A 23,804-nucleotide genomic window follows, 5' to 3' on the forward strand; every position below is an offset into this window, starting at 1 on the left:
GCCCGACGATCACCAGTGAATGCTGTCCACGGGCAGCGCGTGCCGCTCGACCGGCCGCACCGAGTAGACGAACGGGGTGGTCTCGGTCACGTCCACGGCGCTGCGATTGAGGTACACCTGCGCCGTCTCGTCGTTTGTACCCTCCACGGCGTAGGTCTCCCCGCACCAGGTGGTGGTCGCGGTGATCTGCCTGAGGTCGGTCACCTCGCTCTCGTCCACCGTTGCGCGCCAATCCCAGTAGTACTGGCTCCTCGCGACGAGAACGTACTCGTCGGTCACGGTGTCGCCCCGGGCCTTCTTGGCCATGATCGCGCTGCCGGGTGCCGGAGCCGGCTCCTCGCCCGCCACGTGAGGACCAGCCACTCGCCCCATCAGCGCGGTGCGACCTCTCAGCATGCCCACACTGCTGGCGACGACGCCGACGCCCAACGGGCTCTCGATGAGAGTCCAGCCGCGCAAGCTCAGCTGTGCCACCGGCACCACGGCAGACCAGCCGATGGTGCGTCGGTCACCCCCGAGAACGACCTCGGGTGCGTCAAACGGCGGCGGCTCCCCGATCTTTCCGGCGAAGATGATCGCCTTCCCCTCACTGATCGCGGCGATCTGCACGGTGAAATCCCGCCAGATGGCTGTCCACTCCACCTGCCGCACCACGGTGACCAAGCGGCGCTCCACCAGTTTCGTATACGACCCGTAGCCATCCAGTGACCAGCCGTCGCCGGCCGGATCGCCCGTACCGAGCCAGATGACCTGAAGCTGGGGCACCCCGGCCAGGCTGACGGTGCCACAGCTGTCCACCACCCCGACATCGAGCCCGTCGACCGCCGCCAGCAAGCCGGGCTGCGGGGTGGCCTTGTCGATCACGTCGAAGGTCGACGTTCGGGTCAACCAGAACCGACTCAACCAGCCGAAGTCCACCCGACCGAACACCCCGTTCACTTGCGGGTCGTCCTCCCGCCCGTAGACGCCATGCGGCGGGAGATCGCCGAAGACCGACACCTGGCCTTGCGGGCTGGCACCGCGCACGCGCACGCGCACGGTCTGAAAATCCGCGAAGCCCGTGACCTCGACCCGGCCGCCCGGGATCGCCCTGGCCCGCAACTCGTACAGGCCGGCGGGGTTGGTGAGCGAGTCGTCGTCCGCCGTGGAGTACGGGTCGGCGCCGGTCACCGGTCAGATGCCCCGGCGCGCGCGGCGCGCGACGCGGCCCGGCGCCTGGCCAGGGTGTTCTCACCGTCGAGCTTGGCCGCGAACGGCGCCCACAGCACCACGGCCACCCCGGCGCCGAGCAACAGCCCGCCGATGGTGTCGGTGAGCCAGTGCGCCCCGAGGTAGGTGCGGCTGAGCATCATGGCCACCGTATAGACCGCGCCTGCGATCCACACCCACACCCAGGGGAAGATGATGCCCAGCGCCACCGCCATGGTGGCCGCGTTGGCGACATGCCCCGAGGGGAATGAACCGAAGTCGGAGGTGATGATCATGTCCTCCGGCCGGGCTCGGCCGAACAGGGTCTTCAGCACCTGCACCAGGCCGGAACTGATCACGGTGGCGAGCAGGTAGAACAGTGCCGCCCACGGCCGGCGCAGCACGAGCAGAGTCACCAGAATCACGATCGGGATCACGAACACCCCGACGATGCCGGCGCCGAGGAAGTTCATCACCAGCGCCGGGACCTCCCAGAACGGCGAGCGGTGCTCGAGGATCTCTTCCATCCACTCCGCATCCGCTTCGATCGGCGCGCCGTTGCCGCGCGTGAGGATCAGCGCACCGAGCAGGAAGGCGAGCACCACGGCGATGCCTCCGCTGATGAGCGGCCAGCGGCGCGCGATGCGCCGGGATGCCGGGTCGGCCGCGGCGTCTGCCGGCGTCGGCTGCGGGGCGGAATCGGGCTGTGGGCTCTGCGACGGGTCCATCAGACCATGCTAGGTGGCCGCACCCGGGAGTTCCCCGGTGACTGGCCCATTTCCGTCAGTTCGAGGGTGGGCCAGTCGTGGGGCGGCGAGGTGTCAGGCGGTGCGGAGGGTGTCGCGGCCCTTGCCGGCGCGTTTGGAGGCGAGCATGGCTTCGTCGGCGAGTGCCACGAGCTCATCCGGGGTGGTACGGGTGGCGCCGCCGGGCGTGAAGACGCTGATGCCTATACTCGCCGACACCATGGAGCCCTCGGCGAGTCCGGCGAGTGGTTCCTTCACGGCCTCACGGATGCGCCGGGCCACCTCGAGCGCGGAGTCCTCATCGACACCGTCGCAGGCGATCACGAACTCGTCGCCGCCGAACCGGCTCGGGGTGTCCCCCACCCGCAGGGTGCGCAGCAGCCGCTCCCCGACCTGCTGCAGCACCTGGTCGCCGGCCTCATGGCCGAAGGTGTCGTTGATGGCCTTGAAGCCGTCGAGGTCGAGGAACAGCACCGCCACCGTGCGGTTGTGCCGGTCGGCGTCTGCCAGCAGCTGGCGCAGCCGGTGCTGCATCGACAACCGGTTGGGCAGCCCGGTGAGGGAGTCGTGCAGCGACTGGTGTTCGATCTGGCGCTGCAGGTGGATGCGTTCGAGCACCGGCGCCGCCTGGGTGGCCAGGGCCGCGAGCAGGTCGAGCAGGGTGTTGTCGAGTTCCCGCTCACGCTGGAACCAGCAGGCGATGGCTCCGGAGACGGTGCCGTCCTCGATCACCGGGATGATGCACAGCGCCTCGACCCCCTCCAGGTCGAGCCCTGCCGCGAGGGTGGGAAACTTCAGCGCGATGTCGGCGCGGGTGCGGCAGAGCACGGGCACTCCGTCGCGCAGGCACTCCTGCAGCGGCTGCAGCTCGGTCAACGCAACGCTGGTTGCCAACGGCCTCGTGCCGGAGACCAGGTCCAGCGTGCCGTCGGGCCCGGCCACAACGATCGACACCGAGGATGCATCTGTGGCGGTCAGTGCTGAGACCCGCAGCGCCGAACCGAACGCGTCGAGGGTGGTGGCCGGTGCGAGCCCGGCTGCGGCCGCTTGCAGGATGCGCACCCGCGAGACGGCGGTCTCGGCGGTGCGCCGTGCGTCGAGCAGGTCCCGCTCGTACCGGAGCCGGATCCCGGCGTCGAAGATGGCGGCGTAGATCAGGGGTTCAGGGCCGGAGTCGTCCAGGACCGAGCTGACCAGCACATCCCGGGTTCCGGCGTCACTGGTGGACAGGGTGAGCATCATTTCGTTGAGGGTGCGTTGGGTCTGCAGCAGCGGCATGAACCGGGTAGAGAAGATCAGTTTGCTGGCACGGGAGAGCAGGGACGGAAAGTATGCGCCGACGACCTCGTCGTGTGGCTGGCCCGTCCAGGCGCAAAACGTGTCGTTCACGGAGCGGATGACGCCGTCGGTGGACATCGCCAACAACCCGGCCGGCGAGTGGTGGAACAGTGCCCGGGAGACCTCGTCCGGCGTCACAGCCAGCGCCGGATCTGGCGCTCGACTTCGGCCGGGTCCGACAGGTGGGCGTAGTGCCCCGCCGCGGCGAGCACGACGAGTTCGCTGCCCTCGATGTGCTCGTGCAGGTACTCGCCGACCTCGAGCGGAGCGATGAGATCGTCTGAGGATTGCAGGATCAGGGTGGGTGTGGTGATGTTTCCCAGGTAGCGGCGCATATCGGAGAGAAAGGTGACCCGGGCGAAGTGCTGCGCGACCTGGGTGTTCGTGCGTGCCATGCTCTCGGCCAGTTCGGCGGCCAACTCGGGGCGCTCCGGGTTTTTCATCAGCGCCGGGGCCATCTGGCTGGCCCAGGTGACGTGGTTGACCTCGAGGGCATCCAGGAGCGCATCCACGTCGGCCCGTTCGAAGCCACCCACGTAGCCCTCGTCATTCAGGTACCGCGGCGACGGGCCGAGCATGATCAACCGGGAGAACCGGGATGGCTCCTCGATTGCGGCCAGGGCCCCGATCATGGCGCTCACCGAATGGCCGACGAAGACCACGTCGTGCAGGTCGAGAGATCGCAGGATCTCGAGCAGGTCGGCTGCATAGCCGCGCAGCGAGTCGTACTTTCCGCGGTCGTACGCCGACACATCCGATTCGCCGGACCCGACGTGGTCGAAACGCACCACGCGACGTTCGTCGGCGAACTGCGGCGCAACGAGGCGCCACATGGTCTGGCTGGTGCCGTAGCCGGCACCGAACACGATCGGCGCCGCAGACGCATCGCCGGAGACACTGACGCCATTGCGAGTGAGCACATCCACCGCCACACCGGTGGGAGCGTCTGGGCCGGTCGACATGGTGTGGTTCATCTTCGTGATTCTTCCATATCCACCCAAAGTGGGGGTTACGAACGTGCGACAGTTCTCAGCCGAGGAGCGGCCGGCTAGTGGGAGAGCGCTGCGACCGTGCGTGGGCGCACGATGACCCAGAGGCTGAGGAGCGAGATGATCGCGGCGACACCCATCACTGATGCCATCGGTACCGCGGTGCCCACGCCGAGCAGGCCGACGACCGGGGAGATGAGTCCGGCGATGCCGAAGTTGGCCGCACCGAGGAGAGAGGCGGCGGTGCCGGCCTCACTGCCGTGCGCGTTGAGCGCGATGACCTGCACGGTGGGGAAGGTGAACCCGCAGGCGGCGATGAAGAACCAGAGCGGGATGAGGGTGCCCCAGAGGCCGGCGCCGAGCAGGTCGAGGGTGAAGATCGACGCCGACATCACCACGAGCACGGCGGTGGCGACGATCAGGATGTTCTGCGGCCCCACGTTGTAGCGGTGCATAAGGCGGGAGCTGGCCTGGACACCCACGACGATGCCGAGGGAGTTGACGGCGAACAGCACGCCGTACTGCTGGGCGCTGAACTCGTAGACCTGCTGGAACAGGAACGGCGACGAGGAGAGGTAGGAGAACAGGCCGGTGAAGGTCATCGCCCCGATGACGAGAACTCCGACGAAGGTGCGGTCGCTGAGCACCGCGCGGTAACGCTGGCCGAGGCTGGAGTGGCCGGGCACGGTGCGGCGTTCCTTGGGCAGGGTCTCGACGATCCAGATGGCCACGGCCACCATCACGACGATGCCGTAACCGGCGAGCACCCAGAAGATGCCACGCCACGGCATCACCAGCAGCAGCTGCGAGCCGATGACCGGGGCCAGTACGGGCGCCAGGCCGCTGACCAGGGCCAGCCTGGACAGCATCTTCACCAGCGGCTTGCCGCCGAAGAGGTCGCGCACCATGGCCATCGCCACGACGGCGCCGGCTGCGGCGCCGAAGCCCTGCAGAACCCGGAAGATACCCAGCGACACAATGTCGCTGGAGAGTGCAGCGCCCACGCAGGCCAGCACGTGGAAGCCGGTGGCGAGCAGCAGGGGCAGTCTGCGGCCCACCTTGTCGCTCCACGGGCCCACGATGAGCTGGCCGAAGCCGAACCCGATCATGGTGCCGGTCAGGGTGAGCTGGATAGCCGCAGCCGAGACGCCGAGTTCGCTCTCGAGCGTGGGGAAGGCCGGCAGGTACAGGTCGATGGTGAACGGCCCGAGGGCGGTCAACGCCCCGAGAATGATGATGTAGACAACACGCTGGCCCGTGGAGAGGGCGTCCCCGGGGTGCCGGGCGGTGGAGTGGAGTTGTGCCTCGGAAATCACGGGGATTACGGCGGTAGTCACGAAAAGAGTCCTCGGTCAGGTCGAACGGTGTGGAGGGTGGGCGAGTGCCTGAATGAAAAAAGCGTGCAGCGTTCGGTTCTATTCCACATTCATCCGGTCTGGCCAAAGATTGCGCGGATCCCCGGCATCCTGCAAACTCTGCCCCCGCGAGCGCCCATTCCGGCCGGTCAGCGGATGGGCAACTCCAGTTCCATGAACACGTTCGCGCGGGCGTACGGCATCGGGCCGATCCGCTCGGCCGGCACGTGGGTGAATCCCACCGACTCGTAGAGGTGCACGGCGCTGGGCAGTTTGGTGCTGCTGCCGAGGAACAATGAGGTGGCGCCGAGCTCCGCGGCCTTCTCGATCGCGGCCAGGATCAGCCGGCGGCCCGCGCCGCGATTGCGGAGGGCGGGGCTCACCGACATCTTCGACAGCTCGAACACGCCGTCGCCGGTGGGCACCAGGGCTACACAACCCACAGCGTCGACGCCGAGCCGGGCGATCAGCACAGCACCACCGGTGCCGAGGATGCGGCCGACCGGGTCGTTCAGGAGCGCCCGGTCGGCGTCTTCGAGGGTGAACAGGCTGGTGATCCACTCCTCGTTGAGTTCCCGGAAGGCACGGGCGTCGGCGTCGGAGCTCATCGGCTCGATCACGAGCGGGGTGAGGTCGGTTCCCGGGTTGGTCTGCATGGTCTGCTCCTTGTTCTCCTCCAGTCTGCAAGCCGAGGATCCAGACGTCCAATATCCTTTCGGGCTGAATCAAGACGTTCTTCGTCTTGATATCCTGGGCGAGTGACCGCTCAACTGGAACTCCGCCACCTGCGCTACTTCGTGGTGGTGGCAGAGGAATTGCACTTCGGCCGTGCGGCCGCGCGCCTGCACATGGCCCAGCCGCCTCTCTCCCAGCAGATCCGCCGGTTGGAGGAGCTCATCGGCACCGCCCTGTTCGACCGCACGTCCCGCCGGGTCGCGCTCACGGCGGCCGGCTCCGCTTTTCTCGACCGCAGCCGGCGACTGCTCGACCAGGCCGCAAGCGACATCGACGAGGCCGGCCGGATCGGCCGCGGCGAACAGGGCCGACTCGACATCGGGTTCATCAGCTCGGCGATTCCGCTGGGCATCACCGACCGCATCCACGCCTTCCGCTCCCACTACCCGGCCGTGCACGTGCAACTGCACGAGGGCTTCACCGCACTGATCCTGGGCCGGCTGCTCGCCGGCGAGATCGACATGGGAGTGGTGCGGGACTCCGAGCCGCATCCCGCCCTCAGCACGTCGTTGCTCGCCACAGAACCGTTCGTCGCCGTGGTGCCGGCGGACCATCCGGCCGCGTCTCAGGGCACTCTCGATGCCGCCGTGCTGCGCGACGACCCGTTCGTGTTCTATCCCCGCGCCGCCGGCGAGCGCGCCTACCTGCTTAATCTCGAACCCTGCCGGGATGCAGGCTACGAACCCCGGGTGGTGCAGGAGGCATCGTCCTGGGTGACGATCCTGCACCTGGTGGGCGCCGGACTCGGAGTGAGCATCGCCCCGGCGAGCGCCACCCTCAACGCGCCCGCCAGTGTGCGCAGCATCCCGCTGGCCGGAGTGCACGCCGAGAGCGAGGTGCAGCTGGTGCAGCGCGCCGCCGACACCCGGGCGATCCTCACCAACTTCCTGCAGGTGCCGGTGGCCACCGACGCCATACCCGGCCCGTTCGCCTGACCCGACCAGCGGTGTCAACGACGCTCGCGGTCAGTCCGCTGAGCCGGCGTTCTCGGCGGTCAGCCCGGCCGGGTCGTCGAGCAAGCCCTCGAAGGCCAGTTCGGCAGCGCCGATCATCAACAGGTTGCTGCCGAGTTCCGCGGCACTGAGCCGCACGCTGCCGAACGCCGAGCCGAGCGAGAGCGCCGCGACCGCGCTCCGCAACCGGTCGGGGTCCACCGCCAGCAGGGCGGCGAGAAACCCACCGAGCACCACCAACTGCGGGTTGAGGATGTTGATCGCGCCCGCCAACGCCACCGCCAGGTGGTCGATCTGCCGGTCGACCTCGGCCCGCACCAGTGGGTCGGTGGAGGCGAGCAGCGCCTGTTCCAGCTCGTCAGCATCCGCCCCGGCCAGGCCGAGCACCTCGAGCAGTTCCCGGCGGGTGACCTCGGCCTCCAGGGTGCCGCGGATACCCGCGGAATCGACGCGGTCGCTGTCGCTCACCCGGGTGTGCCCGAACTCACCGGCGTAGCCGGCGACCCCGCCGGCCGGAACCCCGCCCACGATCATGCCGCCGCCGATGCCGCTGGCACCGCCGTTGAGGTAGATCAGGTCAGTGATGCCCTTGCCCGCGCCGAAGAACCGTTCGGCCATCGCGCCCAGGCTGGCGTCGTTGGCGGCGAGAACGGGGTATCCGGTCGCGGCCTCGAGCATCTCGGCGAGAGGTTCGTCCACCCAGCCCAGGTGCGGGGCGTGCCGCACCAGGCCGTCATGGGCACGCACCAGGCCGGGCACGGCGACGCCGATGCCCACCACCTTGAACGTCGTTTCCAGCTCGCCGCGCATACCGTCGATCACTGCGGCGGCGATGTTCACGGCTTCGACCACGCTCGGCGACCGGTCGGTGGGGTACCGCACCCGACGGTGCACCTGGCCGTCCAGGCCCACGATGCCGATGGTCACGGCGTCGATCTCGGGGTTCACGGCCAGGGCCACGACCTGCTCGCTCACGCTCACGATCGGGCTGGGCCGGCCCACCTGGTTGGTGGCGTTCGGTTCGCGCTCCATGACCAGGCCGAGTTCCACCAGCTCGGCCACGAGGGCGGCGATGGTGGAGCGGTTGAGCCCGGTGACCTTGGTGAGTTGCGAGCGTGAGGCGGCTCCGCTGCGGTGCACGAGCCGCAATACCACCGACAGATTGTGTCGGCGCACGTCGTCATGGCTGCTGCCCTGCACGGTTCCTCCGTTTGGCTGATGCCGCTCACTCATACCGTCGGGCACTCACCCACTGGCCCAGGGCGATCCCTGCTGACCCCAGAGTACCCGGCAGCGCTCCCGGGTGGCCGTGATACGTTGCACAACGCCACAAAACCGCACTCGCCCTCTGCCGGCGACGACCAGACAAGGATGTCCATGGAATTCCCCAGCATGAGAATCGCCCTCACCGGCGGCAGCGGCAAGCTCGGCAGGACCGTATTGGCCCGGCTCCGCGCCGAGGGCCATCAGGTGATCAACTTCGACCAGGCCGGCACCCGCGGTGCGGGCTTCGTGCGCATCGACCTCACCGACTACGGCCAGGTGATCGACGCGTTCTCCGGCGTGAACGACCAGGCCGACGGCTTCGACGCCGTGGTGCACCTGGGCGCGATCCCGGCCCCGGGACTCGTGCCCGACGTGGCCACGTTCCACAACAACATGCTCTCCAGCTACAACGTGTTCCAGGCCGCCCGCCGCACCGGCATCAAGCGCATCGTCTACGCATCCAGCGAGACCGTGCTCGGCCTGCCGTTCGACACCGACCCGCCCTACATCCCGGTCGACGAGGAGTACCCGGCCCGGCCGGAGAGCACGTACTCGCTGGTCAAGCACCTCGAGGAACAGATGGCGATCGAACTGGTGCGCTGGGATCCCACCCTCTCGATCACGGCACTGCGGTTCTCCAATGTGATGGATCCGCAGGACTACGACGCGTTCGAGGGCTTCCAGGCGGATGCGACGCTGCGCAAGTGGAACCTCTGGGGCTACATCGACGGCCGCGACGGCGCCCAGGCTGTGCTCAAGGCGCTGCAGAGCGCCCCGCCCGGCTTCGAGCGGTTCATCATCGCCGCCGCCGACACCGTGATGCGCCGGCCAAGCGCCGAGCTCGCCGCCGAGGTCTTCCCCGGCGTGAACGTGAGCCCGGATGTTGCCGGTCGCACCACGCTGCTCGGCATCGACAAGGCCCGCCGTCTCCTGGGCTACTCCCCCGAGCATTCCTGGCAAGACCCCCGCTAATCCCCTCGCGAGCTGTGACCTAAGCACCCAAAACTCGAGGATTCTGGTGCTTAAGTCACAGCTCGCGGGAGAGTGGTTAGGGGAGGGTGCGGGTGGAGACCAGCTGCTTGTACCAGCGAGCGCTGTCTTTGGGGGTACGCACCAGGGTGTCGTAGTCCACGTGCACGATGCCGAACCGCTTGGAGTAGCCGTAACCCCACTCGAAGTTGTCCATCAGCGACCAGACCTGGTAACCGCGGAGGTCCACGCCTCTGGCCATGGCCCGGTGGGCGGCGGTGAAGTGGCGGCGCAGGTAGTCGGTGCGGGCCTCATCGTGCACCCGGGGGCCGTCGTCGGTCTGCACGACCTCGTCGGCGAACGCGGCGCCGTTCTCGGTCACCATCAGCGGCTGGTTCGGGAACTCCTCATGCAGGGCGACGAGCAGGTCCTCGAGGCCCGCGGGTTCGATGTTCCAACCCATCTCGGTGTACGGGCCGGGCTGGGCGAGGAACTCGACCCGGTCGGCGCCGGGCCAAGGTGAAGCCCCGACGTCCTTGTGGCCGTCGGCGTTCTGCCGGTCCGACTCGCCGTCCCACAGCCGCACCAGGGTGGTGGAGTAGTAGTTCACGCCGAGCACGTCCAGCGGCTGCTGGATGATCTCGGTGTCGCCCGGCAGCACGAACGCCCAGTCGGTGATCGCCTTGGTGTCTTCCAGCACATCCGCCGGATATTCACCCTTCAGCAAGGGCCCCAGGAACACCCGGTTGGCCAGCGCGTCGATCTGGCGCACGGCCTCTGGGCCGGTCTCACCCTCGCCGCGCAGCACGTGCAGGTTGAGCGTGATGGAGAAGTTCGGGTTGTTGGTCACCAGGGGCTTGAGCGCCAGGATCGCCAGGCCGTGGGCCAGGTTGAGGTGGTGCACCGCGGTGAGCGCCTCGGCGCCGTCGGTGCGGCCGGGCGCGTGCGCACCGGAGCCGTAGCCCAGGTACGCCGAGCACCACGGTTCGTTCAGCGTGGTCCAGGTGTCCACCCGGTCGCCGAACGCCTCGCCCAGAATTGTCGCGTAGTCGGCGAAGGCGTAGGCGGTGTCCCGGTTGGTCCAGCCGCCCTCGTCTTCCAGGGCCTGCGGCAGGTCCCAGTGGTACATCGTGACGATCGGGCGGATGTCCCGCTCGAGCAGGCCGTCGATCAGGCGCCGGTAGAAGTCCAGCCCCGCCTCGTTGGCCGGTCCGCGACCGGTGGGCTGGATGCGCGACCAGGAGATGGAGAACCGGTAGGCGTGCAGGCCCAGCGACACCATCAGGTCGAGGTCTTCCTCGAGCCGGTGGTAGTGGTCGGCGGCGACGTCGCCGGTGTCACCGTTCCAGACCAGGCCGGGGGTGTGGCTGAAGGTGTCCCAAATGGACGGTCCCCGGCCGTCTTCGTCGACCGCGCCCTCGATCTGGTAGCTGGCCGTGGCGGAGCCGAAAATGAACGACTCGGGAAAGACGAGGCCGGAGTCGCGGTAGTCGGGCGAGCCCTGGCTGACGGGAGGGTCGGTAAGGGTCATCGGAGGGTGGCCTTTCGGTCGGTCGACGCGACCGGGGCGCCACCGGCGAGCCGGGCCCGGAACGGAGCGGCCGAATCGCTGGTCACGACGGTGTCGTCGTCGGAGATCGTGATGGTGAAGGTGGTGGTCGTGCCGTCAAGCGGGTTGGCAACGTCAACGGTGCGGGACTCCCCCACCCCGTCGGCCCTGCCGGGGTACACGGTGACGAGGGCGTCATCCGTGTAGTCATAGTCTGGCCTGTCCGCGCGCGATCCGGTAACAATCAAGGCTCCCCCGCGCACCCACAGCGGGATGCTGTCGAAGGCGTGGGTCTCGCGGCGCCAGATCGGGCCCTCGACGACCTCGTCGGTCAGGTAGTTGGTCCAGGTGCCGGCGGGCAGGTAATACTGCACGTCGCCGGACTCGCTGAACACCGGAGCCACGAGCAGGTCGCTGCCCAGCAGGTACTGCCGGTCGAGGTAGTCCACCGCCGGGTCGCCCGGGAACTCGAGCTGCATCGGCCGCATGAACGGGGCGCCGGTCTCGTGCGCGGTGAGTCCCACCTGGTAGAGGTAGGGCATCAGCTCGAGCTTGAGCGTGGTGAACCGGCGGGTCACGTCGACCGCGCTCTGGCCCGGCTCCTCCCGGCCGTCGTCGAACAGCCACGGCACCCGGTAACTGGTGGAACCGTGCAGCCGGGAGTGGCTGGAGAGCAGGCCGAATGCCAGCCAGCGCTTGAACACGGCCGGGTCGGGCATGCCCTCAAAGCCGCCGATGTCGTGGCTCCAGAAACCGAAGCCGCTGAACGCGAGCGACAGCCCTCCGCGCAGGGTCTCGGCCATCGACTCGTAGCTGGAGGAGTTGTCTCCGCCCCAGTGCACCGGCTGCATCTGGCCACCGACGGTGGCCGAGCGGGCGAACAACACCGCGTCGCCCTCACCTCGGTGCTCCTGCAGCACCTCGAACACGGCCTTGTTGTAGAGCTGGCTGTACCAGTTGTGCATCACGTCGGGCGAGGAGCCGTCGTGCCAGACCACATCCGTGGGGATGCGTTCGCCGAAGTCGGTCTTGATCGCGTCGACGCCCTGGGCGAAGAGGCCGCGCAGCTTGTCCTGGAACCACCGGGTCGCGGCGGGGTTGGTGAAGTCGACCAGGCCCATACCGGCCTGCCACATGTCCCATTGCCAGACGTCGCCGTTGGCCTTCTTCACCAGGTAGCCGGCCGCGGCGGCTTCGGCGAAGATGCCGGCGCGCTGGGCGATGTACGGGTTGATCCAGGCGCTCACGTGCAGGTTCTTCTCGTGCAACCGGGCGAGCATGCCCTCCGGGTCGGGGAAAACCTTGGGGTCCCACTCGAAATCGGTCCAGTTGAATTCGCGCATCCAGAAGCAGTCGAAGTGGAACACGCTCAGCGGCAGGTCGCGCTCGGCCATGCCGTCGATGAAGCTGTTCACCGTGGCCTCGTCGTACTGGGTGGTGAACGAGGTCGACAACCACAGGCCGTACGACCAGGCCGGAACCTTCGCCGGCCGGCCGGTGAGCCGGGTGTAGCGCTCGAGCACATCCTTCGGGGTCGGGCCGTGGATCACCAGGTACTCCAGCGCCGGGCCGGCCACCGAGAACTGCACCCGCTCGACGGCCTCGGTGCCCACCTCGAAGGAGACGTGCTCCGGGTGGTTCACCAGCACGCCGTAACCCCGGTTGGTGAGGTAGAACGGCACGTTCTTATAGGACTGCTCACTGGAGGTGCCGCCGTCGGCGTTCCAGATGTCGATGGTCTGGCCGTTCTTGATCAGCGGGCCGAACCGCTCGCCGAGGCCGTAAACCAGTTCGCCCACCCCGAGGGAGAGCTGCGCGTGCGTGTACGCCGGCGCCGGGGCCAGGCCCGTGGCGGTGACACCGGCCACCCCGGCCGGTTCGGCGGAGATGGGCGCGCCGGGGGCCAGGCTCATGTGCCCGATCGACTTGTGGCCGCTCTCGGTGAGGGTCTTGCCGTCGGCCTCGAAGCTGAGGTTCCAGGGGCTGCCCTGTTCGATCCGGGCGGTGAGCGGCCCGGCGGTGAGCGTGCCGCCGGCGGCGTCGATGTCGATGATGCCGCCATCCGGTTCTGCGCCGACGAGTTCGAAACCGGGGCCGGTGGCGGCGCCGGTGTGCTGCTCGACCCGCACCTTGATGATGCCGTCCAGCGGCGAGGAGAGGGTCACGGTGAGCAGGGCGCGGTTGAGCACGTCGCCGCGGCGTTCGATCACCTTGGTGGGGGCGGTGATGCGGATGCTGCCGCCGGTCGGTTCGATGTCGTACGCTTCCTGCGCGTAGAGCGCGGTGACGCCGGGGCGGGTGTGCCAGAAACCATCGGTGAATTTCATAACTACTTGACTGCTCCTGCGGTGATGCCCCGGGTGAGGGTGCGTTGGAAGATGAGGAAGAAGATCAGGGTGGGCAGCAGGCCCAGCAGCGCCGAGGCGCTGGTGGTGGTGACGTCCATCAGCCGGTCGCCCTGCAGCACGGCGATGGAGACCGGAACGGTCTGGCTCGCGTTGCTGACCAGGAAGGTGAGTGGAATGAGGAACTCGTTCCAGGTCCAGATGAAGAAGAAGATGATCAGCACGCTCAGGGTGGGCTTGGTGATGGGGTAAACCACCCGGTAGAGGATCGTCCAGCGGCTGGCGCCATCCAGCGACGCCGCTTCAAGGATCTCCTTGGGGAATGTACCGAGCACACTGGCCAGCAGGTAGGTGCCGAAGGCGCTCTGGATGACCACGAAGATGATGATCACGGCCCACTGGTTGTCGTACAGGCCCACGGTCTTGAACATGAAGTAGAGCGGGTAGAGCAGCACTTCCTGCGGCAGCATGTTGGCCAAGAGGATCAGCAGCACGATCCAGGTGCGTCCGCGCACCCGGCCGATGCCGAGGGCGAACGCATTCAGCAGGGAGATGGCCACGGCCAGGATCGCCACGACGCTGGAGATGAAGAAGCTGTTCCAGAGCTTCTCCGGGAAGTTCACGCGCTCCCAGAAGTTGACCATGCCGTCGAAGTACAGGTCGGTGGGCAGGGTGAGCGGGCCGGCGGCGTTGTAGTCGGCCGGGGACTTGAACGAGTTGATCAGGATGAGGAAGAACGGCACCGCGATCAGGAGGCCGATCAGGATGGCGACGAGAAGGATCATCCAGTCGCCGAAGGTCTTGCGGGTGGTGCTGCTGCGGTTCTTCTTCTTCCGGGCCGGGGCAGCGGGGCCGCCGGTCGGAGTCGCGGGGCCAGCCGGCTCCCGGACGGTGATCGTTGTCGACATTAGCGTTCCTCTTCTTTGCGCTCGAGTCGGGTCTGGGCGAGGAGGAAGACGACCGAGACGGCGGCGATGACGATGGTGAGCGCGGTGGCGATGGTGGCGCCGTAGCCCACCTGCTGGGACTGGAAGAACTCGCTGTACGCGTAGTAGGCAGGCACGATGGTGGAGGTGCCGGGGCCGCCGCCGGTCAGGGTGTAGATGGGCCCGAAGACCTTGAGGGCGGCAATGGTGCAGGTGAGGGTGACCACGAAGATCTCGGGGCGGATGATGCTCACCGTGATGGCCATGAACCGCTGGATCCAGTTGGCGCCGTCGAGTTCGGCGGCCTCGTAGAGTTCGGGGTCGACCCGCTGCAGGGCGGCCATGAAGATCACGATCGGGTAGCCGAGCTGCACCCAGATCATGATCACCATGATGCTGGGCAGGGCGGTGTCGGGGCTGCCGAGCCAGTTGTGGGCGAGGTTGCCCAGGCCGATGTTCTCCAGCACCTGGTTGAGCGCGCCGTTCTGCGGGCGCAGGATCCATCCGATCACGATCGCGGCCACGACGCCGGGGAGGATCTGCGGCAGGTAGTAGGTGGCGCGCAGGAAGCTGGCGATCTTGCCGCCGAACTTCTTACCGATCAGGTCGAACAGCATGGCGGCCAGCACCAGGCCGAGCAGGGTGGGTACGACCACCATGGCCACGATCATGGCGATGGAGTTGCCGAACGAGGTCCAGAAGGTGGTGTCGCCGGCGAGCTTGACCCAGTTCTCCAGGCCGACCCATTCCGGGGGCTTGATGCCGCGGTAGTCGGTGAAGGTGAGGTAGATGTTCCAGACCAGGGGCACCACGATGATGAGCGTGAGGAGCGCCAGGCCCGGGATCAGGTAGATCCAGAATGTCTTGGGATTGCTTCCCGGAATGAGGCTCTGCCGCACAGGCTTGTTGCCTGTCTTCAGAGCATCACCGGGCGCATCGGCTACGGATGCTGTCGTCATGCGATGTCCTTCTGGTGAGGCCAGGGGCCGGTGAGGGCCCCTGGCCGTCGAGCAGGGTGGCACCCGGAGCGGATGCCGGGAGGGAGTTAGCCGACGATGTCGTCGACGCCGGACTGGTACTGGCCGCCGAGTTGTTCGTTGACCTCAGCGGGCGACTTGGTGTCGTTGATGAGCTCCTGCAGGCCGGCGTTCAGTTCGTCGTAGAACGTCGCGGTGGGCCAGTCCGGGTAGAACGCGATGCCGTCGCGCTCGGTCAGGGTGTTGAAGTTGCCGATCAGTTCCTGGCTCTTCGGGTCGGTGATGTCTTCCGTGTTCGCAGCGACGGGGATGCCACCGTTGTTGCCGATCAGAGCCTGGATCTCCGGGCGCATCGTGATATCGATGAACTGGGCGGCGAGGTCCTTGTTCTTGGCCTTCTCCGGGATGACCCACATGTTGCCGGCGGAGCCGGGCGACATCTCGGCCTCGGGGAAGAGGAAGGTGCCCCAGTCGAAGCCGGTGGCCTCGGTGGTGAAGCGGTTGTGCCACCAGGAACCCGAGAAGAAGATCGGGTAGGTGCCGTTGATGAACGCGGTGCCGGCATCCTCTGCCTTGAAGCCGCTGGCGTCGGTGGAGATGTAGCCGGCGTCGGTCCAGTCCTTGATGGTCTCGGTCGCGTAGGTCAGCTCGGGGCCAGACCAGTCGACGTCGCCGGAGTAGAGCTGGTAGTCGTCGACGAAGCTGCGGTCGGCCTTCGAGAGTGCGAGCTGGTACCAGAGCTGGCCGAGCGGGTATTCGGCGGCCGATTCGGCCAGAGGGGTGATGCCCTGGTCGGTGAACGCCTTCATCACGGTCTCGAGTTCGGCGACCGTGGTGGGCACCTCGAGGCCGGCAGCCGCGAACATGTCCTTGTTGTAGTACATCTCCACGAACTCGCCGTAGTTGGGAACACCGTAGAACGCGCCGGAGCCCATGATGCCGTCTTCGTCGTAGCGCGCCGTGGTCTGCAGCGACGGTGCGAGGGCGTCATCCCAGCCGTACTCGGCGTAGTCGTCGTCGAGGTCGCTGAGCAGGCCTTGACTGGCGAGCAGGCCGGCGGTGGCGTTGCCCTTGTTGTATTCGAGGATGTCGGGGGCCTCGTTGGAATTGAGCACCTGGCTGGCGGTGGAGCGGATCTGCTCGAAGCTCTTCTCTTCGAATTCGACCGTGGCGCCGGTTTCCTCTTCGAAGACCTTGATGGCTTCGTCCCAGGCGATTCCCATCGCGCTGGTTTCGCTCTCGAAGTGCCAGAGCTTGAGGGTGTTGTCGTCGCCGCCGCCGGAGCCGCCGGCCGAGCAGCCGGAGAGGAGGAGGGCGCTGACGCCCAGCACGGCAATGCCGGCGAGGCTTCTCTTGGTTTTCTTCACGGTTCTACTTCCTTGTAGGGGTGCGCCGGTGGGGCGCAAGGTGATGATCAGGAGCTGTGGTGCGGTGGTGCAGGATGCTGTCGAAACGTTTCGATAGTGCCGACGGCGAAAGGGATCCTTTCCGGGGGCTAGGGACGGGAGGTGAGGGGGGCTGTCGAGCCGAGCTCGACGTACGTCGGGTCGATGTACTCGACGTGTGGCTCGACGTCGCCGGCAAACTGCGCCATCGTGAGCTCGATTGCGCGAGTGCAGGACAGGTCAGCGGGCAGGGGGATCACGTCGAGCGGCGGGTTGAGATGGTCGGTGGAGAAGCTGGAGCAGGCCGAGATGACCGAGAGGTCGTTCGGCACGCTGACGCCGCGCTGGCTGAGCAGGTCGAGCACCATGGATTGCACCGGTTCGTTGCAGTGCAGCACCAGCCCGGTCATGCCGGGCAGGGTGGCGCTGAGCCCGTCGAGCGCGGCGCGCACGCCGGCCGATTCCTCGGGCGCGGGGGTGAAGCCCACGGTGGCACCGAGGCGGGTGGCCTCGGCCAGGAAGGCGTCCCGGAATCGGGGCGGGAAGTTCGAGCCGCGTTCGTAGACCAGGGGTGCCTGGCCGATCAGGCCGATCTCGCGGTGACCGAGGTCGACCAACCGGCGCACGGCCAGCTCGGCGGCACGCTCGAAGTCGAGGTCGACGCAGGTGAGGCCGTCGGTGTCGTCCGGGATGCCGATCACGGTGGCGGGCAGTCCGAGTTCGCGCACCAGGTCGGTGCGGGGATCCGACGTCGACACGTCGAGCAGCACGATGCCGTCGACGAGCGAACTGCGCACCACCCGGCGAAGACCGCTGGTGGCCTCGTCCTGGGTGAGCAGGAGCACGTCGTAGTCGTACTTGCGGGCGGCCGTGACCACCGAGAGCACGAAGGTCATGTGCGCCGGAGCGTGGGTGCCGGCGTGCAACGGAGCGCTGAGCGCGAGGATCTGGGTGCGCGCGCCCTTGAGCATCCTGGCCCCGGCGTTGGCCCGGTAGTCGAGCTCGAGAACCGCGTCGTCGATGCGCTGCTTGGTGGAGGCGGCGATGGACCGCTTGCCGCTCAGGGCGTAGGACACCGTGCTGATGGACACCCCGGCGACGCGTGCCACGTCGTGAATGTTGGCCATCAGGACTCCGTCGTCAATAGGGTGTGTCGGTCTGGTGCGGGTGCGGCCTGAACGAAGCTAAACGTTTCGACTGGCTCGCTAGGGAGCCTAAGTCACCCCACCCCGGTTGCGCAAGCCATTTGTGGTGATTGCCGACAAATACCTGATGGGCGGGGCCCGCGCACTCTCCCCACCCGCTGGTCGAGCCTGTCGAGACCGCGCACGCGTCGACATTCGCGGGCCACGACACAGGCACGTCACCAGGTCTCGACAAGCTCGACCAACGAGGACGGCGCGTCTCGCGGGCACGTCACCGGGGCTCGACACGCTCGACCGGCACGGAGGGCCCGGCTCCGGGTCTAGCGGTGGGCGCGGCGGCCGCGCACGAAGCCGGCCGGGTCGTCGAGCAGGCCGGCGAAGGCCAATTCGGCCGCCCCCACCATCATCAGGTGCGAGCCCAGACTGGCCCGTTCGATCGCGACGGTATGGCCGATACTGCTCATCGAACGCACGATCATCGCCGCGGTCAGCTGTTCCCTGCCGACAGACAAGAGCGAGCCGAGGAAGCCGCCGAGCACCACGATTTCGGGATCGAACATGTTCACGAAGTTGGAGATGGCCTCGGAGAGAAGCTCGATCTGTCGGCGCACCTCGGCCAGCACGGCCGGGTCGCGGGACACACCGAGAGCGATGTCGAGGTCGTCCTGGTCGGCGCGGGGCAGCTTCAGCACAGCGAGGAGCCGGGCCATGCTCACCTCGGTCTCGAGGCAGCCGACCCGGCCGCAGTGGCACCGCACCCCCGCGCTATTGACCAGGGTGTGGCCGAGCTCGCCGGCGTAGCCGCTCGTGCCCCGCAGTGGGCTGCCGTTGATGATCAGGCCGCCGCCGATGCCGCTGGCGCTGCCGTTGAGGTAGACAAGGTCGTTGATTCCCCTGGCCACCCCGAACATGCTCTCGGCGATGGCGCCCAGGCTGGCGTCGTTGCCGGCGAACACCGGGTAGTCGAGCGCCCGGGCCAGATCGCGGGCCAGGTTGGCATCCCGCCAGCCCAGGTGCGGCGCGATCAGCACCCGGCCGTCGGCCGAGTTCACCAGGGCCGGCACGGCGACCCCCACTCCGGCAATGCTGTAGCTCTGGTCGATCTCGCCGCGCATGCCGTCGACGATGGCCTTCACGGCGTTGACCGTCTCCGGCACGGTCGGCACCCGGGTGGTGTCGAACCGGATGCGCCGGATCACCTCGCCGCCCAACCCCACCAGCCCCACCGTGATGGCGTCAACGTCGGGGTAGACCGCGATCGCGGCCAGTCCCGGGTTAGGCACCACCTGGGGACTGGGCCGGCCCACCCGGCCGACCACGCTCTCCGGCTCCACCTCGAAAGCCATGCCCAGGTCGACGAGCTCGGCCACCAGGGCCGCGATCGTCGACCGGTTGAGCCCGGTGCGCTTGGTGAGCTCGGCCCGGGAGCAGCCGCCGGCGTGGTGCAGCATCGTCATGACCATCGACAGGTTGTACCGCCGAAGCTGGTCATTGCTGGTTCCGCCCCGAACACCCAGGGTGGGTGGCGCTTGGCTCACGGGTGGGTCACGGTCCTCTCGGGTGCGGTGCCCGACAGGAACGTCGGGTGGCGTCAGTACTATCGTCCCCCAGCGCGCCGCTTGTTGAAGATATCAAACGCCACGGCCAGCAACAGCACCAGCCCCTTGATCGTCATCTGCCAGGCGGCATCCACCGAAAGGATCGACAGGCCCATGTTGAGCACGCCCATCACCAGGCCACCGACCACGGCGCCCACGACGGTGCCGACACCACCCTGCACCGCGGCGCCACCGATGAAGACCGCGGCGATGGCGTCGAGTTCGTAGTTCTGCCCGGCCGAGGCGACCGCGCCGCCGGCACGGGCGGTCGAGACCACGCCGGCCAGACCCGCGAGCACGCCCATGTTGACGAAGATGTAGAAGTTGACCCACTTGGTCTTGACTCCGCTCATCACGGCAGCGAAGAGGTTGCCGCCCATCGCGTAGACGTGACGGCCGAACACCGTGCGATTGAGCACGAAGTTGTAGATCAGGATGAGCGCGGCGAGCACGATCAGGATGATCGGGGTGCCGCTGTAGTCGCTGAGCAGCCAAGCGAACCAGACGATGGCGATGGCGGCGATGCCGTTCTTGGTCCACATCGATGCCGCCGGTTCCCGCGGCAGGTCGAGCCGGCTCAGGGTGGCGCGGGTGCGCAGCTGGAACACGATCAGGGCCACAGCGGTGAGGATACCCAGCGCCAGGGTGAGCACGTCGCGCCCGCCCAGTTCGCCCAGGTACGACGGCAGCCAGCCGGCGCCGATCGCGGTGAACTCCGCCGGCAGGCCGCTGATGGTGCCGCCGGTGAGCAGCACCAGGGTCAGGCCGCGGAAGATGAGCATGCCGGCCAGGGTGACGATGAACGCCGGGATGCCGACGAACGCCACCCAGTATCCCTGCCAGGCGCCGACGACGGCGCCGACCAGGAGCGACACGATGACCGCGCCCCACCAGGGCAGGCCCCAGTTGTTCATGCTGATCGCGGCGACCGCGCCCACCATGGCGACGACCGAGCCGACCGAGAGGTCGATGTGACCCGCGATGATCACGATCACCATGCCGATCGCGAGGATCAGCACGTACGCGTTCTGTTGGATGAGGTTGTTCACGTTGCCGGGCAGCAGCAGACGGCCGTCGGTGAGGATCTGGAACAGGATGACGATCACGGCCAGGGCGGCGACGATGCCGTACTGGCGGAGGTTGATCGAGAGCTTGGGGATGCGGCGCCTCACGGGGGGTTCGGTGGGCGCCTTGCTCGCTGGCGTGGTGGTGGTCATCGCGCTCAGTCCTTTCCTGCGGTCATGTAGTGCATGAGGGTTTCCTGGGAGGCGTCGGCCTTGGCGACCTCACCGGTGAGTTTTCCTTCCGAGATCGCGTAGATGCGATCGCAGATGCCGATCAGTTCGGGCAGCTCGGAGGAGATCACGATGACCGCCTTGCCCTGGGCTGCGAGTTCGTTGATGATGCCGTAGATCTCGTACTTGGCACCCACGTCGATGCCGCGGGTGGGCTCATCCAGAATCAGCACGTCGGGGCCGGAGAAGATCCACTTGGACAGCACCACCTTCTGCTGGTTGCCGCCGGAGAGCTTGCCGGTGATCGAGCCGACCGACGGCGCCTTGATGTTCATCTTCTGCCGGTACGAGTCAGCCACCTTGTATTCCCGGTGCCGATCGATGACGCCGTACTTGGCGAGCTTGGCCAGCGCAGCTGCCGACACATTCACGGTGATGTCGCCGATCAGATTGAGGCCGTAGCGCTTGCGGTCTTCGGTGGCGTAGGCGAAGCCGTGCTCGATCGCCTCCCCCACCGTGCGCATCTGGATTTCCGTGCCGTCCTTGAAGACGGTTCCGGAGATGTTGGTGCCGTAGGAGTGGCCGAACAGGCTCATCGCCAGTTCGGTGCGGCCGGCGCCCATCAGGCCGGCGAAACCGACGATCTCGCCGGCGTTGACGGTGAAGGATGCGCCGTCGACGACCTTGCGGGCCACGTCGACGGGGTGGTGCACCGTCCAGTTCTCCACCCGCAGCACCTCGGCGCCGATGGCCGGGTCGCGCGGCGGAAAGAGGTTGTTCAGGTCCCGGCCGACCATGGCGCGGATGATGTGAGCCTCCGTCGCATCCGGACCATTCATGTCGATGGTCTCGATGGTCCTGCCGTCGCGGATCACCGTGACGGTGTCGGCGATGCGTTTGATCTCCTTGAGCTTGTGGGAAATGATGATGCAGGTGATGCCCTGCGTGCGCAGGTGGTCGATCAGGCCCAGCAGGTGAGTGGAGTCTTCGTCGTTGAGCGCCGCGGTGGGCTCGTCGAGGATGAGCAGCTTGACCCGCTTGGAGAGCGCCTTGGCGATCTCCACGAGCTGCTGTTTACCCACGCCGAGCTCGAGGATCTTGGTGGCCGGGTTCTCGTCCAGGCCCACCCGGGCCAGCAGGAGGGCGGCCTCGCGGTTGGTCTTGTTCCAGTCGATCACGCCGCGGGTGGCGTTCTCGTTGCCGAGGAAGATGTTCTCGGCGATCGACAGGTACGGGCTCAACGCCAGTTCCTGGTGGATGATGACGATGCCGTCGTGCTCGCTGTCGTTGATGGTCTTGTAGGCCACCTCGTGGTCCTCGAACTCGATGCTGCCGTCGAAGCTGCCGACCGGGTACACCCCGCTGAGCACCTTCATCAGCGTGGATTTACCGGCGCCGTTCTCCCCGCAGATGCCGTGCACCTGCCCCCTCGTGACCTCGAGGGATACACCGTCGAGGGCCTTCACCCCGTTGAAGTCCTTCACGATGTTGTTCATCCTGAGGATGATCGAATGCTCCACTGCGCTCTCCTGTTTGCTGATGGGCCGGGCACCCGGTTGCCCGGGTGCCCGTCGAGGAGGCCGGCCCGCTCACCAGAGCAGGCCGGCCAGGGTCGGCTGGTTAGAGGCCGACATCCGATGCCTTGATGAAGCCGGAGTCGATGAGCTTGGACTGCACATCGTCCTTGACAACGACCTCGGGATCGAGCAGGAACGACGGCACGACCTTCTCGCCGTTGTCGTAGGTCTCGGTGTCGTTGACGGTGACGTCGTCGCCGGCCTGGATCTCCTGGATCATGGTGAAGACCTGCTCGCCGAGCGTGCGGGTGTCCTTCCAGACCGTCATGGACTGCTCACCGTCGAGGATCGCCTTGACGTTGGCCTTGTCGGCGTCCTGTCCGGTGATGATCGGGTAGTCGGCACCCGGTGCGTAGCCGGCGGACTTCAGCGAGGCCTCGATGCCGATGGCCAGGCTGTCGTTCGGGGAGAGCACCACGTCGACCTTGTCGCCGCCGGTGTAGAACGACGACAGGCGGTTGTCCATTTCGGACTGCGCCTTGTCGCTGGCCCAGCCCTGGATGCCGATCGAGGCCCAGTCGTCGTTGGAGGCGGGCGACTGGCCGCTCGGAACGACGAGGACGCCGCTCTCGACGTAGGGCAGCAGCACGTCCCAGGCGCCGGAGAAGAAGAACTTGGCGTTGTTGTCGTCGGGGCTGCCGGCGAACGGTTCGATCGAGATCGGCCCGGTGGCGTTGGCCAGGTCGAGCTCGGACTCGATGAATTGGCCCTGCAGCTGGCCCACCTTGTAGTTGTCGAAGGTCGCGTAGTAGTCGACATCCGGGGTGCCGTTGATCAGGCGGTCATACGCGATGATCGTGGCGTCCTGCTTCTTGGCCTCGGCGAGCACCGGGGCGAGCACCTGACCGTCGACGGCGGCCACGACGAGGATCTTGGATCCGCCGGCGACCTGGTTCTGGATCTGGCTGATCTGCTGGTCGGTCTTGTTGTCGGCGTACTGCAGGTCGACGGTGCAGTCGGCGTCTTCGAGCAGCGCCTTGAGCTGCTCACCGTCGTTGATCCAGCGTTCAAGCGAACGGGTCGGCATCGAGATGCCGACGTTGCAGTCGCCGCCGGCGGCTGCCTCGCCGCCTCCGGTCGATCCGCTGTCGCTGGCACAGGACGCGAGCGACAGGGCGAAGATGCCTGTGGCCGCGAGGGCGAGAATTTTCTTGGTCTTGGACATTGTTGGAGCTTTCCTCTCTGAGAGCTGCCAGTCACCACAGCCACCGGTGGACCGGTGGCTGCCAGAGGAGGAAATCGTGTCGCCCGCTCCCCCCACATTGGGTGAGCGAGTGTCAGGGTTACCTCCTTGTAACGGGACATCGCTGTGATTGACCCACCGCCAAAAGCGGCCTTTGTTGACGGACAGAACTTATCCCAGCATCTCGGCGTTTGACAAGGGGCAAATCTGAAATTCCCACCAAACGGGGGTTGCCCCGACTGGATTCGTGCCCGTGAGGCCAATTTGTGGGAGAAATCGTCGAAAGCATTCGACGAGTAGCACCGGCCCCCAAGCGGCACCGGACCGGGCAGGTGAATTTGTTGT

General features: G+C 67.2%; 19 protein-coding genes. 2 read left to right on the forward strand and 17 right to left on the reverse strand.

The genetic code is table 11. The annotated features are described in order from the left end of the window. Positions 1–9 precede the first annotated feature (9 nt). The 6 genes from CTB96_RS09355 to CTB96_RS09380 form a co-directional block, all read right to left on the reverse strand. On the reverse strand, positions 10–1,170 hold the full coding sequence (locus CTB96_RS09355; protein WP_110126671.1) for a hypothetical protein: 1,161 nt from the start codon (positions 1,168–1,170) through the stop codon (positions 10–12). Further along, on the reverse strand, positions 1,167–1,916 hold the full coding sequence (locus tag CTB96_RS09360; RefSeq protein ID WP_110126672.1) for a phosphatase PAP2 family protein: 750 nt from the start codon (positions 1,914–1,916) through the stop codon (positions 1,167–1,169). Before CTB96_RS09360 ends, CTB96_RS09355 begins: the two co-directional genes overlap by 4 nt. A 93-nt stretch (positions 1,917–2,009) precedes the next feature. Further along, entirely contained in the window at positions 2,010–3,410 is a 1,401-nt protein-coding gene (locus CTB96_RS09365; protein WP_110126673.1) for a sensor domain-containing protein, read from the reverse strand. Then, positions 3,407–4,246, reverse strand: coding sequence for an alpha/beta fold hydrolase (locus CTB96_RS09370; RefSeq protein WP_248283307.1), 840 nt, complete (start codon positions 4,244–4,246; stop codon positions 3,407–3,409). The genes CTB96_RS09365 and CTB96_RS09370 overlap by 4 nt, the downstream gene beginning before the upstream one ends. A gap of 74 nt (positions 4,247–4,320) precedes the next feature. Next, a complete protein-coding gene (locus CTB96_RS09375; RefSeq protein ID WP_248283308.1) occupies positions 4,321–5,598 on the reverse strand; it encodes a multidrug effflux MFS transporter in 1,278 nt (425 codons plus the stop codon). 167 nt (positions 5,599–5,765) lie between these two features. Beyond that, positions 5,766–6,272 carry a GNAT family N-acetyltransferase gene (locus CTB96_RS09380; protein ID WP_181397215.1) on the reverse strand — a complete coding sequence of 169 codons (507 nt, stop codon included), beginning with the start codon at positions 6,270–6,272 and terminating at the stop codon, positions 5,766–5,768. Between the two features lie 102 nt (positions 6,273–6,374). Here CTB96_RS09380 and CTB96_RS09385 point away from each other — a divergent pair, with 102 nt between their 5' ends. Continuing rightward, a complete protein-coding gene (locus CTB96_RS09385) occupies positions 6,375–7,286 on the forward strand; it encodes a LysR substrate-binding domain-containing protein (RefSeq protein WP_110126674.1) in 912 nt (303 codons plus the stop codon). A gap of 30 nt (positions 7,287–7,316) precedes the next feature. Here CTB96_RS09385 and CTB96_RS09390 read toward each other — a convergent pair whose 3' ends face one another. Continuing rightward, positions 7,317–8,504 carry an ROK family transcriptional regulator gene (locus tag CTB96_RS09390; protein ID WP_248283309.1) on the reverse strand — a complete coding sequence of 396 codons (1,188 nt, stop codon included), beginning with the start codon at positions 8,502–8,504 and terminating at the stop codon, positions 7,317–7,319. Positions 8,505–8,696: 192 nt separating this feature from the next. Between CTB96_RS09390 and CTB96_RS09395 the strand changes: the two genes are divergently transcribed. Then, positions 8,697–9,542 (forward strand): NAD-dependent epimerase/dehydratase family protein, encoded by an 846-nt coding sequence (locus CTB96_RS09395; protein ID WP_110126734.1) that lies wholly within the window; start codon positions 8,697–8,699, stop codon positions 9,540–9,542. A 76-nt stretch (positions 9,543–9,618) separates the two neighbouring features. On the opposite strand, the gene CTB96_RS09400 is transcribed toward CTB96_RS09395, so the two are convergent. The 10 genes from CTB96_RS09400 to chvE all read right to left on the reverse strand — a co-directional run bounded on the left by CTB96_RS09400 (position 9,619) and on the right by chvE (position 23,441). Then, positions 9,619–11,070 (reverse strand): GH1 family beta-glucosidase, encoded by a 1,452-nt coding sequence (locus CTB96_RS09400; RefSeq protein WP_110126676.1) that lies wholly within the window; start codon positions 11,068–11,070, stop codon positions 9,619–9,621. After that, complete coding sequence (yicI, locus tag CTB96_RS09405) at positions 11,067–13,415, reverse strand: alpha-xylosidase (protein ID WP_110126677.1); 2,349 nt, start codon at positions 13,413–13,415, stop codon at positions 11,067–11,069. The genes CTB96_RS09400 and yicI overlap by 4 nt, the downstream gene beginning before the upstream one ends. 2 nt (positions 13,416–13,417) lie before the next feature. Then, on the reverse strand, positions 13,418–14,341 hold the full coding sequence (locus CTB96_RS09410; protein WP_219993243.1) for a carbohydrate ABC transporter permease: 924 nt from the start codon (positions 14,339–14,341) through the stop codon (positions 13,418–13,420). Next, entirely contained in the window at positions 14,341–15,318 is a 978-nt protein-coding gene (locus tag CTB96_RS09415) for a carbohydrate ABC transporter permease (RefSeq protein WP_110126678.1), read from the reverse strand. Before CTB96_RS09415 ends, CTB96_RS09410 begins: the two co-directional genes overlap by 1 nt. Before the next feature lie 86 nt (positions 15,319–15,404). Further along, positions 15,405–16,703: an ABC transporter substrate-binding protein gene (locus tag CTB96_RS09420; protein ID WP_110126679.1), complete on the reverse strand. Its 1,299-nt coding sequence runs from the start codon at positions 16,701–16,703 to the stop codon at positions 15,405–15,407. A 128-nt stretch (positions 16,704–16,831) separates the two neighbouring features. Then, positions 16,832–17,848, reverse strand: a complete 1,017-nt coding sequence (locus CTB96_RS09425) for a LacI family DNA-binding transcriptional regulator (RefSeq protein WP_110126680.1) — start codon at positions 17,846–17,848, stop codon at positions 16,832–16,834. Positions 17,849–18,186: 338 nt separating this feature from the next. Further along, on the reverse strand, positions 18,187–19,404 hold the full coding sequence (locus CTB96_RS09430) for an ROK family protein (protein WP_248283310.1): 1,218 nt from the start codon (positions 19,402–19,404) through the stop codon (positions 18,187–18,189). Between the two features lie 59 nt (positions 19,405–19,463). Next, positions 19,464–20,681 carry a multiple monosaccharide ABC transporter permease gene (mmsB, locus tag CTB96_RS09435; protein ID WP_110126682.1) on the reverse strand — a complete coding sequence of 406 codons (1,218 nt, stop codon included), beginning with the start codon at positions 20,679–20,681 and terminating at the stop codon, positions 19,464–19,466. A 5-nt stretch (positions 20,682–20,686) separates the two neighbouring features. Further along, entirely contained in the window at positions 20,687–22,195 is a 1,509-nt protein-coding gene (gene mmsA, locus CTB96_RS09440; protein WP_110126736.1) for a multiple monosaccharide ABC transporter ATP-binding protein, read from the reverse strand. 124 nt (positions 22,196–22,319) lie between these two features. Further along, positions 22,320–23,441, reverse strand: coding sequence for a multiple monosaccharide ABC transporter substrate-binding protein (chvE, locus tag CTB96_RS09445; protein WP_110126683.1), 1,122 nt, complete (start codon positions 23,439–23,441; stop codon positions 22,320–22,322). Between the last annotated feature and the right edge of the window lie 363 nt (positions 23,442–23,804).

The organism is Cryobacterium arcticum, from assembly GCF_003185895.1.
In the GTDB taxonomy this organism is placed as follows: Bacteria; Actinomycetota; Actinomycetes; order Actinomycetales; family Microbacteriaceae; genus Cryobacterium; species Cryobacterium arcticum.